The organism is Actinomycetota bacterium (assembly GCA_035536535.1).
Classification (GTDB): Bacteria; Actinomycetota; JAICYB01; order JAICYB01; family JAICYB01; genus DATLNZ01.
On the sequence record DATLNZ010000036.1, the window covers coordinates 1 to 13,081 of the forward strand.

10 protein-coding genes are annotated in these 13,081 nt (G+C 70.9%); 1 reads left to right on the plus strand and 9 read right to left on the minus strand.

Translation table 11 applies throughout. The features are described 5' to 3' along the window. A partial coding sequence (locus VNE62_02560; protein HVE91169.1) for a hypothetical protein occupies window positions 1-270 on the plus strand: 270 nt, incomplete at its 5' end. An 18-nt stretch (window positions 271-288) separates the two neighbouring features. Here VNE62_02560 and VNE62_02565 read toward each other — a convergent pair. From VNE62_02565 to VNE62_02605, 9 genes are all read right to left on the minus strand, one after another. After that, a complete protein-coding gene (locus VNE62_02565; protein HVE91170.1) occupies window positions 289-1,869 on the minus strand; it encodes an alpha-amylase family glycosyl hydrolase in 1,581 nt (526 codons plus the stop codon). A gap of 16 nt (window positions 1,870-1,885) precedes the next feature. After that, window positions 1,886-2,308: a hypothetical protein gene (locus tag VNE62_02570; GenBank protein HVE91171.1), complete on the minus strand. Its 423-nt coding sequence runs from the start codon at window positions 2,306-2,308 to the stop codon at window positions 1,886-1,888. A 30-nt stretch (window positions 2,309-2,338) separates the two neighbouring features. Further along, window positions 2,339-4,399 carry a TIM-barrel domain-containing protein gene (locus VNE62_02575; GenBank protein HVE91172.1) on the minus strand — a complete coding sequence of 687 codons (2,061 nt, stop codon included), beginning with the start codon at window positions 4,397-4,399 and terminating at the stop codon, window positions 2,339-2,341. Further along, window positions 4,396-4,719: a hypothetical protein gene (locus VNE62_02580; GenBank protein HVE91173.1), complete on the minus strand. Its 324-nt coding sequence runs from the start codon at window positions 4,717-4,719 to the stop codon at window positions 4,396-4,398. Before VNE62_02580 ends, VNE62_02575 begins: the two co-directional genes overlap by 4 nt. Continuing rightward, on the minus strand, window positions 4,716-5,672 hold the full coding sequence (locus tag VNE62_02585; GenBank protein ID HVE91174.1) for a hypothetical protein: 957 nt from the start codon (window positions 5,670-5,672) through the stop codon (window positions 4,716-4,718). Before VNE62_02585 ends, VNE62_02580 begins: the two co-directional genes overlap by 4 nt. Continuing rightward, window positions 5,669-8,410, minus strand: a complete 2,742-nt coding sequence (locus VNE62_02590) for a transglutaminaseTgpA domain-containing protein (GenBank protein ID HVE91175.1) — start codon at window positions 8,408-8,410, stop codon at window positions 5,669-5,671. Before VNE62_02590 ends, VNE62_02585 begins: the two co-directional genes overlap by 4 nt. Continuing rightward, window positions 8,407-9,681, minus strand: a complete 1,275-nt coding sequence (locus tag VNE62_02595; protein HVE91176.1) for a DUF58 domain-containing protein — start codon at window positions 9,679-9,681, stop codon at window positions 8,407-8,409. The genes VNE62_02590 and VNE62_02595 overlap by 4 nt, the downstream gene beginning before the upstream one ends. Before the next feature lie 3 nt (window positions 9,682-9,684). After that, complete coding sequence (locus tag VNE62_02600) at window positions 9,685-10,689, minus strand: MoxR family ATPase (GenBank protein HVE91177.1); 1,005 nt, start codon at window positions 10,687-10,689, stop codon at window positions 9,685-9,687. Window positions 10,690-10,699: 10 nt separating this feature from the next. Next, window positions 10,700-13,081: MFS transporter (locus VNE62_02605; GenBank protein HVE91178.1), on the minus strand; the 2,382-nt coding region annotated here is incomplete at its 5' end.

Sequence of the window (13,081 nt, forward strand, 5' to 3'; positions counted from 1 at the left end):
ATCCTGTGCGCGATCGGCCCCCAGGATCCCGGCCCCCTGGTCGTGCTTCTGTCGGCTGCGCCCCAGGACGGCACGTACCTGGACGAGCCGCCGGATGGCGGTCCCGGAACCGCGGTGCAGGTCTACAGCTCCGGCGGAGCCGGCTTCTGCGAGATCGAGCACCACGCCCCCCTGGAAACCCGCCGGTCGGACGCGACGGTGGCCGCGGTATGGGGTCCGATGCGCGAGCGGATGGACGTCGTCGGGCGGCTTTGCCGTCCTATCGCCTGAGCGGCGCTGTTTCGTCCCCTAGGCGTCGCCGGGGCGAATCCAGGCGGAGGTGTCCGGGGGCAGGTGCAGCGAGCCGGCGGTCGTGGCGACGTCCGGACTGGAGCCCAGGAGCAGGTCCCCGTCCAGGGGCAGTGTCACGGCTTCGGCCCCCAGGTTCGCGGCGAAGGTCACGCCTCCGCGGTCGAAGGCCAGGCACGACGGGGGAGTGTCCAGCCAGCGCAAGTGCGGTCCCTGCAGCGACGGCAGGCTGTGGCGCAGTGAGATCGCGCGGCGGTACAGGTGCAGGATCGATTCCGGGTCGTCGGTGAGGCTGCTCACGCTTCGCCGTCCCCAGTCCTGCGGCGGTGGCAGCCACGGGGAGGACTCGGTGAAGCCGAATCCCGGACCCTGCGGCTCCCACGGGATCGGGACCCGGCATCCGTCGCGCCCTTTGAGCTGGCCGGCGGTGCGGAAGAAGACCGGGTCCTGGCGCGCTTCGTCCGGAAGCTCGACCTCCTCCAGGCCGAGCTCCTCTCCGGCGTAGACGAAGGCCGTGCCGGGGAGGCCGAGCAGCAGCAGGACCGCCGCGCGCGCCCGCCGCTGTCCCTGCTCGCCTCCGCCGTAGCGGGTGGCGTGGCGGGTGACGTCGTGGTTGGACAGCACCCACGTCGAAGCGGCTCCCACCGACTCCATGGCCTCGAGCGAACGGGTGATGGAGTCGCGGAACCTGGGGGCCTCCCACGGCTGTCCGAGGAAGTTGAAGTTGAACGCCAGGTGCAGTTCGTCCGGGCGCACGTAGTCGGCCACGCGAGCGGGGTCGAACAGGAACACCTCGCCCACCGAGGTCCTTTCGGCGTCGCAGGAGTCCAGCAGCCGGCGCCAACGGCGGTAGACGTCGTGGACCTCCGGCTGGTCCCAGTTGTAGCGCTCCTCAAGCGAGAAGTAGGCGGTGGCACCGCGCTGGTGTCCGGGCCGCTCCGGGTTGTCGCGCAGCTGCTCGTCTTTGTAGAGCGCGTGGGCGACGTCGATGCGGAAGCCGTCCACGCCGCGGTCCAGCCAGAAGCGCAGCGTTTGGTCGAAGTCCTCGTGGACGGCCGGGTGGCGCCAGTTGAGGTCCGGCTGCTCCGGTGCGAACAGGTGCAGCCAGTACTGTCCGGTCGGCTCGTGCATCGTCCACGCCGGGCCCCCGAACACCGACCCCCAGTTGTTGGGCGGCGACCCATCCGGGGCGGGGTCGCGGAAGATGTACCGCTCGCGCATGGGGTTGTCCCGGGACGACAGCGCCTCCACAAACCAGGGGTGGCGGTCGGAGGTGTGGTTCGGGACGACGTCCACGATCACGCGGATGCCGAGCCGATGCGCTTCGTCCACGACGAAGTCGAAGTCGTCCAGGGAGCCGAACAACGGGTCGACGTCGCGGTAGTCGGCGACGTCGTAACCGTGGTCGGCCATGGGGGACGGGTAGAACGGCGTGATCCACACGGCGTCCACCCCCAGCCAGGACAGGTGCTCGAGGCGCTGCCTCAGGCCGATGAGGTCCCCGATGCCGTCACCGTCGCCGTCGGCGAAGCTGCGGACGTAGACCTGGTAGCAGACGGCGCGCTGCCACCAAGGGGTCACGGGAGTGCGGCCGCCGTCAGGAGGTGGTCGTCTCGCCGCGCACACGCGCAGCAGGCGCGCCGGAGTCTTCTCGGCGGGACCACAGGACTCCCAGCAGCAGGGCCAGCGGCAGTCCGAGCCCCGCGGAAGCCCAGTAGCCGAGCGGACGAAGCGCACCGAGCTCGTGGTGGGCCGCGCCGAGCGCCAGCATGATCGCGAAGCCGAGGACCAGCGCGGCTCCAACGAAGCTTCCGACGAAGTCGTCGTCGGCGCCGAGCAGGCGAGCGACCGCCGCGATGATGATGGCCACCGGCAGCGCGATCGCGAGCGACGGCCAGAACCCGATCGGCCTCAGGACGTCGAACTCCTTGTACAGGACGCCGAGGAAGATCATCACGACCCACCCGGCCACCAGAGCCATCATCACCAGCCCCGGACCGTCACCCCGCTCGCGTGTCACTGCTCCTCCCTGTTCGGTGCGGACCCAACGCTACATTCTGAGCGGTCGCGAGGGGGGCAGGCCACGTGGGGACCATGCCGGGAACTGGTCCAGCGAGCAGGTCACGGTGGTCCATCCGGGACCGCTGACGGGCTCGAGTCCCATTAGCGGATCCCAGTCACCCGGTGGGACCCACAGCGTCCGGACGCCCCCGGGTTTCACGATCGGCGCCACGAGCACGCGGTCGGCGAGGATGTACTGCAGGGTCGCGTCCCGGGCCGTGCGGTCGCCCGGGAACGCCAGCGGCATGGGGCACATCATCGGCATCCCGCCAAGCGACGCCTGCGTCGCCGCCGTGTAAAGGGACGACTGCAGCGACGCGCGCAGGCGGCACGCGGCGACCGCCGCCGATCGGAACGGCTCGGCGTAGGCGTGCGGCTCGCGGCGTCCGCTTCCGTGGAAGCGCATCACCGGCGACAGCGCCCCCCACTGCGTCCACCGGACGTACAGCTCCGGGTCGACGTCGGCTTCGAACTGGGTCGGGTCCATCTCGCGCATCGCCCGGTGCATCGGCTCGAACGACTGGGGCGTCCAGAACCCTCCGACATCGTGGGAGACGGCGCCGAACCCGGACAGCGAAAGCGAAAGGCACGCGCGCAGGGCCGAGACGATCCCGGCCCACGTGGAGGGGGTGTCGCCGACCCAGTGGCACGGGTAGCGCTGCGCGCCCGCGGTTCCCGACCGGTTGAACATCGCCTGCTCGCCCCAGCCGAGTGCCTCGTGTGTAGCCGCCTGATAGCGCAGCGCGTACTCGTTGCGGACCTGGCGCCCGGTGCGGCCGTCGTGCAGCACGGCGTCCTCGGGGACCTCCTCGCCGAAGTCCGCCTTGAAGGCGTGCGGCTGCTCCTCGCGCAGGACCCGGTAGACCTGCGACTGCCACCACTCCACAGCGTCGGGATTGGTGAAGTCCACCAGCCAGCGGTCGGACTTGTCCGGGGTGACGGCGGGGGAGCCGTCCGGGTTGCGGACGAGCAGCCCGGCGTCCCTCAGCTGCTCTGCCAACGGGGAGCCGGCCAGGACGTACGGGTTGAGCCAGATGCTGGTGTGGACCTCCCTTTCCCAGAGCAGGCGGTGAGTCCAGCCCTCCGGAAACCTGTCGCGGTCCACCTCCCAGTTGCAGGTGAGGTCCTTCACCACGTTGCCCGTCACCCAGGCATCCACGTGGACGACGTCCACGGGGCAGCCGGCCGCCCGGTACGAGTCGACCTCGGCTTCGATCTCGGCCGCCGAGGTGTAGGAGCACCGGCTCGTCCAGACCCCCAGGGCCCAGCGGGGCAGCGCGCCGGGCAGGCCGGTGAGCGAGTGGTAGCGGCGCAGGATCTGGCGCGCGTCGCCCTGGATGTAGAAGACGTCGAGCACTTCGTCCTCGGTCACAAAGGCCGCAGCGTCGGCGTGGGTCGCGCCGAGGTCGGCGCTCACGGGCCCTCCCGAGTGGACGAAGATTCCCCACCCGGCGTCGGACCACAGCAGCGGGACGTTGAGGTGCGCGATGTCCAGGCCGTGGCCCCCCATCGCCTCCCGGTTGTGCATCCGCCTGATCCGCCCCCGCAGATCCGGCCCCTGGAAGCTCTCGCCGCCGCCGTACACCTGCGCGTCGGGGGTGAGGTGCGCCGTCTCCAGCCAGCCGACGCGGCCCGACAGACGTCCGGCCCCCGGGACCTGGGCCGACACAAGCGCTTCGACGGGGGCCCGGGAGAAAGTCCCCAGCCGGAGCGACCCGTCCGGCGACCACAGGGCGTCCACCTCCGGGCCGGCGATGCGCAGTCCCCGGTCGCTCTGCGAGACGTCGGCGGGACGAGGGTCCAGCTCCATGAGCATCGGCGAACGGGCGGCGGGCACCAGCCGCTCGCCCAGCCGGACCCGGAGCACGCCGTCAACGGGGACGGAGAACTCCGCCTCGAGCAAAGCCCCCGACCTCAGCGACACGGCGACCCGGCCGTCGCGGACGGTGGCGCCCGCGAAAGCGTCGACCGTGGCCCCGGGGGCCAGCACCGGGATCGACCAGGGGCTGCCGAAGGAGCCGGCTGAACCTCCCCAGGGGGCCTCGGTCACTCCCGCATCAGCTCGATCGTCTCGCTGCGGCCCAGGAATCGCAGGGTGCACCGCAGCTCCCGGCCGGCGGCGGCCGTGCGGCACTTCCACCGCTGCTCGAGCCGGCCGCCCCCCACGGCGAAGTCGGTGTTGGTGTCCGGCTCCAGCAGGCGCGCTTTGCGCTGATTGACCCGGACCTCATCGGGTGCGGCATCGACCACGATCGCCCGGTCGTCGGCCGTGGACCCGCTGTAGCGCCCTGCGGGGATGATGCTCCCGGACTCCCCGCTGCACGACGCGACGACCGCAGCCACCGCCAGCACCGCGACGAGCCGGGTCACTGCGGGACGGAGTTGATGGTCGCCGCGTACTCGGTCTGGTAGCTGCCGCCGAAGGTCCCGGACGTCTTCACGCGCTCGGACACGATGAGGCCACCGTACTGCGTGGCGAAGTTCGTCCTGGTGCTCGAAGTCACGTCGAGGCCGGGTCCGACGATCCTCATCGACGTGACGGCGGCCCACGAGTCCAGGACGCTGCCGCAGGTGTCGATCCGCTTGTCCGCCGCGGTCCGTTCGGACCGGCCGTCCACCTGGACGGAGCCCCCGGTCACGTCGGTGCCGGCGGACGTCCAGGTCGTGATGGCGCGGCCGGTCGGATCGGTGGACTGGGGAGGCAGCGGCAGGACCATGACCGGAGGACGCAGCGGGCCGATGGTCCTGGTCGTCTTCGTTTTCCGGATCGTGATTCGGACGAGCCCGATCTGGTTGGCGTCGGTGAGGTACTCGCTCGTGATGCTCTGTCCGAAACCGCTCTCCACCACCGTGAAGCTGTTGGTGCCGTCGGAGTTGCGGCGGGAGCTCACGGTGCGGCGGACGACGTCCGGGTAGTCGGCGAGGCCATCATCTGACTGGATGGAGCCGGCAACGCGGAACTCATAGGTTGCGTTGGCGGGCGGTGCGTCCACGAACGGCGTCGCCTCCTTTTCCGGGACGGCGAAGGGCGACGTGGTGCAGCGTCCGGACGGGGGCACGGGATCGTTTGCCCGCCGGATGGGCGTGGGTCGCGGGGGCGCCTGCTCTCCCGGCTGAGTGGGAGCGAACACGACGCCGCCCTCCAGCGGCAGCACCTGGACCGGAGCCGGCGCCCCCTGGGGACCGGGCTGCTCTGAGCGCTTGCCGAACGACACGTTTACGGACACGTTCTTCGATCCGACCTTGAGCGGGACCTTCGGCCCCCCGCAGCCGCCGGACAGCAACGCCACCACACAGACCATCGCCGCGGACCGGGGCTTCACGAGCGGTCCCCCCGCTGGTAGGCCAGCACGTCGCGCAGCAGGTCCTTCGGGATGCCCAGCTCCGGGCGCGCGACGAGCACCTGGTAGTGGCGTCCGCCCCGCGGGAACCACAGGTACAGGCTCAGCTCGCTGAGTCGTTGCTCGCCGATCCACTGCCCGTCCATCTTGAAGAACCTGTAGTTGCCGTTCTCGATGGAGGCCCGGACGCCGCGCCGGACCTCGGCGTCGTCGGAGTCGAACTGCGGCTTGAAAGCGCCCACCTGGAGTGCGGCCTGCACCACGTCGTCGCGGCGCATCGTCAGAACCTGTCCGGTGGCCACCAGCGACCGCTTGCCCGCGCGCTTGTAGGCCTTGGACGCCTCCGGCTCCGCAGCGACCTTCAGGCCCCGGACCTCCGCGGGCAGGATGCGGTCCGGGAGCCGGGCCTTGTCCGCGGGCGCGTCCGGACCGCCGCACGACACCATCCCGAGCAGGACCGACGCCGCGATCGCGCGGGCCGCACCCGGCCTGCGCAGGCGCAGACGCCGCGACGGCCAGGTGTTCGGGACCGACGCGTCATACGGCGTGCGCAGCGAAAGTCGCGACGTGACGGCGAGCACGCGGCTGGTGGCGGTCTGTCCCCGCGACAGGCGGCGTCGCAGCGACCGTCCCATCTCAAGGGCGGCCTGCGCGTCCTCGGGCCGCAGGTCCCGTCCGAGGTCCCCCCACAGCGCGCGGGTCACCAGCCACGCGAACTCCTCGTGCTCCTCGTCGTGGGCGATTCGCTCGACGAAGGCGAGTGGCGTCGCGTAGGGGTCGCCCGCGTTGAGGTCGTGTGCGAGGTCGCGGAACTCGGCGTACTCCACGGCGATCTGCTCGGCCGGTCCGAGCGACTCCGCCCACCGTCTGCGCCTGTGGGACCTGTACAGCTTCAGGGGGCCGGGGAAAAAGGCGAAGCAGAGCAGCGCCAGCACGACGAATGGAAACGCGACGCCCAGCCAGTACCGGACGACCTGGTAGAGCAGCAGCGGGTCCTCGAGCTGGATCGGGATGTACACCTGAAGCGACAGCTCGTCGCTCGGGTTCAGCGACACGAGGCGGTTGTTCTCCTCGTCGTTGAGGCTGGACCTGGCCTTCGGCGGCACTCCGATTATCGGTACCCACCCGAGTCCCGGGAAGTTGGCCTCCAGCCAGTTGGCGCCGTCCTTCGGATGCACCTCCCAGCCGCCGGGCATCTCCTTGCCGCGGTAGAAGCCGTACCCGATGCGCGACGGGACCCCCGCCCACCGGGCGAGCATCGCCTCGGCCGCCGTTATCTCGAACGGCGTGGCGTCGGCCCCCCGCAGCAAAACGTCCACCCGCTCGGGCGAGATGTCCACCGGCACCCCGGACCCGGCCGCGACGACCTTTTCGTACAGCGTGTTGCGCATGAACTGAAGCCGCTCCCACGGGTTCGGCGGGGCCCGCGCCAGCACGTTGCGGACCTCCGTCGGCGGCTCCGGTACCTCGAGGTAGGTCTTCAGGTCCTCGGACAGCGCGGCCGGCGCCTGCGTCAGCCGCGCGCCGGACGGCGGCGCCGCACCCGTGACGGTGTACGTGTACCCGTCGCCCGATGACGATTTGCGCAGCCGGACCGTCTGCGTGCGCGGGTCAAACGCAAGCCCGGTCCCCCGCGCCTCGATGGACGTCGGGTTGGCCATGCCCGGCAGTGTGAAGCCCTCCAGGCCCCGGACCGTGAACTCGGCCTTGACCGACTCACCGGTCCCCGGAGCGATGCGCCCGTCGGACGGGACGTCCACGAACCGGTCGGTGTCGAACGGCGGAAGCAGCCACGCCTCGCCGTCGTAGGCGTCCAGGGTGCCGAGCCGCCACGGGCCCGGCTGGTCGGACCGGACGGTGAACAGCACCCGGTCCGCGACGGCGGACAGCGGTTTCACCTGTGGCTTCTGGGGCTTGAGGTTGCGCGAGAGCTGGGCCTCCGGGAAAAGGAAGTTCGTCCGGTTGAGCAGCGCCAGCGCCACCACGACTCCGGCAAGCACGGCGGCCCCCCGCAGCGCCTGTCTCAGCTCAAAGGACCGAGACGCCCCGCTTTCTCCGGCGAGCCTCGCGGCGTACACGACCATCAGCGACGCGACGAGCAGAACCAGCGAGACCGAACCCGACACGACCTCGGCCCCCTTGGGCTGGATGAACCCGCCCCCGATCACTAGCGGGACGGGAAGCAGCAGCGCCAGGCCCGGACGCCCCCAGCCCGTGGCGATGGACGCCGCGGCGGCCCCCGCGAGGACGAACAGGACGACGATGATGAACCGCCAGCCCGGGTCGAACGGGACCGGGGGCTCGAGCAGTCCGCCGTTGCGGATGGCCCGGACGACCAGCTCGGGCAGCGTCCCCGTCACGCCGGTGGCATTGGGGAGCACGATCCCGGCTACGGCTCCGGCAACGAATGCCGCGGGCGCGAGCGCGTACTGGAGCGCCGCCGGAAGCCCCTGGCGCCCGGTGAACCAGACCCACGCGACCCCGCCGGCCCCCGCGAGCAGTGCCAGCGGCCGGGCCAGAAATCCCTCGAACGCGCCGCCGAGCATCCAGGCCCCCGCGGCGATGGCGATGACCGCGGCGATCAGGACGCGGTTGGTGTCCGGGGGAGGCGGGGCGAGCTCGTCGGGAGCCGGCGCCGCGGGGCCGGGCGGCCCTTGCGCGGGCGGCGGCTGCGTCTCGCGCAGGTCCTCGGTCAGCCCGGCGGGCGTCTCCACTTTCACCGGCGTCCCGCTCCCACCTCTTCTGCGAACACCGACGCGAGCGGCGCCTGCGGGCGCAGCTGGACGACCTGGCACCCGATGGCCGACGCGAGCTGCAGGGTCTTGGGATCCGAATCCTCCCAAACCAGCGCCACGAGGATCACGTCGGCGCCGCGGTCCAGCAGGAGCTTGAGCCGCGCAGCGCTGGCCTCGTCCAGGTGCGGGGTGATGACGATGTTGTGGGCGTCGCGCGCGGTCGTGCCGACCAGGCGCTCGATCGCCTCGGCCAGGGTCGCCCGCTCGACCTGCACGCGGGCCAGCGCGTCGAGCAGCGCGATCTCGGCCGCGGGCCCCCGCAGTCCCGCCGCCAGTCGCGAGCCGTTGGCCTCCACGGTCACCGCGAAGCCGTCCTTCAGGTGACGGGAGCCCAGCGAAGCAGCGGCCTTCACGGCGGCCTCGAAGGTGTCGCTGGGGTAACCGGGGGAGTGGACGCGGTCTCCGGTGTCGATGGCGATCATCACCTTGTCGGTGATGCCCTGCTCGAACTCGCGGACCATGACGCTGCCCGTGCGGGCCACCGCGCTCCACACGATCCGCCGCAGGTCGTCGCCGGGCGAGTAGTTGCGCATGCCGTAGAACTCAAAGCCGCTGGGCCACGGCTTGGACACCGGCGGACGCACGGGCGGGTCCTCCCATTGGCGCGTTAGCGGACGGTCGTGCACCGGCTCCGTCGAAGGATGGACCAGGACCTCCTCCGCCGGGATCAGCTCGACCGTGCGCTGCGTGAGCCCGAACGGGTCCGTCCAGACGACGGTCAGCGGTCCGACCTCGTAGCTGCCGCGCAGCCGTCCGGTTATGGAGTACCGGTGGACGGCCGGCGCCGCCGGGGTCACGTTGAGAAGCGGGATGCGCCTTTGGCGTCCGAGGTGGGGGTGGAGCCTCTCCTCGAGCAGGAATGCGCCCACGCGCCTGCGGGCGGTCAGCGTGATCTCGACGTCAAACCGCTGTCCCTGCCTGATGCGCGACGGCAGGTTCGACCGCGCGGCCTCCAGGACCGGGCGCTTGCGCCCCAGCCACCAGGACGCCCCCACGACAAGGGCACCGCCGTAGACGACCAGAAACAGCGTCCGGCTCCCGATGATCCTCGCGGCGATCCACACGCCTACCAGAAGCGCGATGGTCATCAGCCCCGTGCGCGTGAGGGCGCTTCGTTCCAGGAGGCGGTCCAGGGTCAGCGAGCCGCGGCGCGGTCCGGTCCGGGCGCGGTCGCGGAACAGCCGGGGCAGCTTCACGCGCTACGTGGGGCGCTGGCGTCCGGTGCGCAGCGGGGGCTTGACGCGCGTCAGGACCCTGTCCAGCACGGCGTGGACGGTATCGCCGCGCAGGGTGGCGTCCGGGGTGAGGATCACGCGGTGGCCCATGACCGGGCCGACAAGGGACTTCACGTCGTCGGGGTAGACGTCCTCACGGCCCTGCGAGGCGGCCAGCGCGCGCGACGCCCACATGAGCGCCAGCGACGCGCGGGGGCCGGCTCCGAGCTGGAACGACGGCTCATCGCGGGTCGCCTGGCACAGCTGAATGATGTAGGCGACCACCTCGTCGGATACGGTGACCCCCGACGCCCATTCGGCCATGGCCAGGGCCTCGGAGGTGTCCAGGACCGGCATGAGGCTGTCGATGGGCGGGGAGTGTCCGTGGCTGCGCAGCACCTGGGCCTCCGCGACGGAGTCGGGGTAGCCCATGGACAGCTTGAACAAAAAGCGGTCCAGCTGGGCCTCCGGAAGCGGGAACGTGCCGGCGAGCTCGATCGGGTTCTGCGTGGCCAGCACGAGGAACGGGCGGGGGAGCGGGTGCGTGATCCCGTCCACGGTGACGGTGCGTTCGGCCATCGCCTCGAGCAACGCCGACTGCGTCTTCGGCGTCGCCCGGTTGATCTCGTCGGCGAGCAGGATGTTGGCGAACACCGGCCCCTCGCGGAACTTGAAGCTGTAGTCCTTCTGGTTGAGGATCGAAGAGCCGGTGATGTCCGCCGGCAGCATGTCCGGCGTGCACTGCACGCGCGAGACCTTCGCGTTGATGGACTTGCCGATGGTCCGGGCCAGCATCGACTTGCCCACGCCCGGGACGTCCTCGAAAAGGACGTGGCCCTCGGCGAACAGCGCGACGAGCGACATGCGCACGACGTCGGTCTTGCCCTTCATCACGCGCTCGACGTTGGTCACCGTCTCGTCGAACAGCTGCGAAAAGCGCTTCGGGCTCATCTTCGGCTCGGGACGAGCCCTGGTCGCGCGCCTCACCATCCCGTGTTCCTCATTGCGTTGATCCTCCCAGGTACGAGGCGGTCACGCGGGGGTCCGAGATGACCTGCTGGGGGGGACCGGTCATCAGCACGGCCCCCAGCTCCATCGCAACCAGGCGGTCGGCCACCGACGTGATGAGGTCCATGTCGTGCTCGATCACGACCATCGCGCATCCCGTGTCCCGCCGCACCCGCAGCAGCAGGGGGCCCAGCTCCTCGGCCTCCGCCTGGGCGATTCCGGACGAAGGCTCGTCCAGCAGGACGATGTCGGGCTCGGCAGCCATCACGCAGGCCAGGTCCACGATCCGGCGGCTGCCGGTGGACAGCTCGGACACGAACTTGTCCCTGAAGTCGCCCAGTCCCAGCATCGCGATGAGGTCCTCGGCCCGCTTTCGGACGCGCTTTTCGGTCCGACGGGCGCGTGGGACCCACAGGGCCGCCGCGATGGCGCTGCGTGACTCCAGGTGCCGCTCCAGGGAGACGAGAACGTTCTCGAAGACCGTCATCGACCCGAACAGCCGCGCGTCCTGGAACGAGCGTCCCAGCCCCAGCCCGGCCCTCGCGTGGGGGCCGAGGTGGGTGGCGTCGCGCCCGCCGATGGTGACTGTGCCGGAGTCGGGCGTCACGAACCCCGAGATGACGTCGAACAGCGTCGTCTTGCCGGCTCCGTTGGGGCCGATCACCCCGACGATCTCGGCCGCCGCCGCCTCGATGGAGGCGCCCGCCAAGGCCCTGATTCCGCCGTAGGTGACCACGATGTCCCGGGCTTCGAGGGCCGTGGTCCCGGCAGCGTCGGCCCGGCCCTCACGGGGCGCGGGCGGCGCGTCGGCTCCCGCGCGCAGGAACACCGACCGCAGGATGTCCGGACGGCGAAGCAGCTCCTCCGTCGGGCCGGAGAAGCGCACCTCGCCCTTCTCCATGAACACCGCCCGGTCCGCTATCTCCAGGGCCAGATGCACGGACTGCTCGACGAGGATGATCGTGGACCCGAGCTCGCGCAGCTCCTTGAGGATCGACACGAGCTGCCGGACGACCCCCGGCGCCAGCCCCAGGGACAGCTCGTCGATCATCAGCAGCCGCGGACGCATTAGGAACGCCTGCCCAAGCGCCAGCATCTGCTGCTCGCCTCCGGACAGCGCCCCGGCCGGTTCGTCCAGACGCGCCTTGAGGGCCGGGAAGAACTCGTCCAGGATGCGCGTCATCTGCGACTCGATGAACTTCTCGTCATCCTCCGAAAGCCAGGTGGCGGCGCGGAGATTCTCGGCCACCGAAAGGGTGGGGAAGATCCCGCGCCCCCCGGGCATCTGCACAACGCGGCGCGCGGCGATCTCGTAGGGCGGGACGTGGGTGATGTCGCGCCCGTCCAGGAAGATCGCGCCGTTGGACGCCTCCGTCAGCCCCGAGATCGCCCGCAGCAGCGTGGACTTGCCGGCCCCGTTGGTGCCGAGCAGGGCGACGATCTCGCACTGGGCGACGTCGAAGTCCACGCCGAAAAGGATCTGGACCCCCTCGTAGTGGACGTCCACATCGCGGCAGATCAGCAGCGCCTCGCGTCCGGACTCCTGCGACTGCAGTCCCGCCTGCTCGGCGAGGTCGGCAGCCCGCGCCGCGCGGATGTCGCGCTCGACCCCCGCTCCCGCGGCGATGTGCAGCAGGGCGCCGGCCAGGAACAAGGGCAGGTAGACGAGCAGCGCGATTGGGTCCGAGGACGAGTCGACCAGGAACAGCAGGCCCAGGAACAGAAGGGAGCCGAGCAGCCGCCAGGGGGCCTTGGTCTGCAGGCCGATTCCTCGGATGCGCGCCGGGATGACGAGCGTCTCTATGGCGGTACGCGCGGGTATGAGTATCGAGTTGATGCCGGGCAGGAGCAGGACGATCGGAAGGCTGATCCACACGATCCGGCTGAAGGCCAGACCGATGAAAAGGAAGATGTCGATCACCAGCAGGGCTCCCAGCAGGGTCAGCACCCGCCCCGGGCGATAGGCGACGAACCGGTCGACCATGGGTCCACCGACCATCAGCCCGATCATCCCGGACACGGCGCCGAGAGCCGTGACGATGGCGACGACGCCGGCGGGCAGGCGGAAGACGTCCACCTGGTACACGATCAGCACGATCGCCAGGCCGCTGCCGCCTACGGTCAGGAAGGGCTCCGCATACCACAGCCTTCGCAGCGTGACGATGGATGCGCACGCGCGCCACGACTCCACCAGGCCCGGAGGAGGCGGGGGCGGCTTCAGCGCCTCCTCCTGCGAGACGCCGGCGCTGAGCCGGTCCATGCCCCCGCGCACCGGTTCCTTGAGGAACAGGAAACCGATCCCGGCTAGGGCACTCAGGCCGCCGAGGAAGAAGAAGGCCGCTCGCCAGCTGAAGACCGTGGCCAGGGCTCCCGC

Excerpts from the sequence above, each read along its gene's own strand:
- VNE62_02600 (HVE91177.1), bottom strand. The coding sequence starts at position 10,689 with ATGGTGAGGCGCGCGACCAGGGCTCGTCCCGAGCCGAAGATGAGCCCG.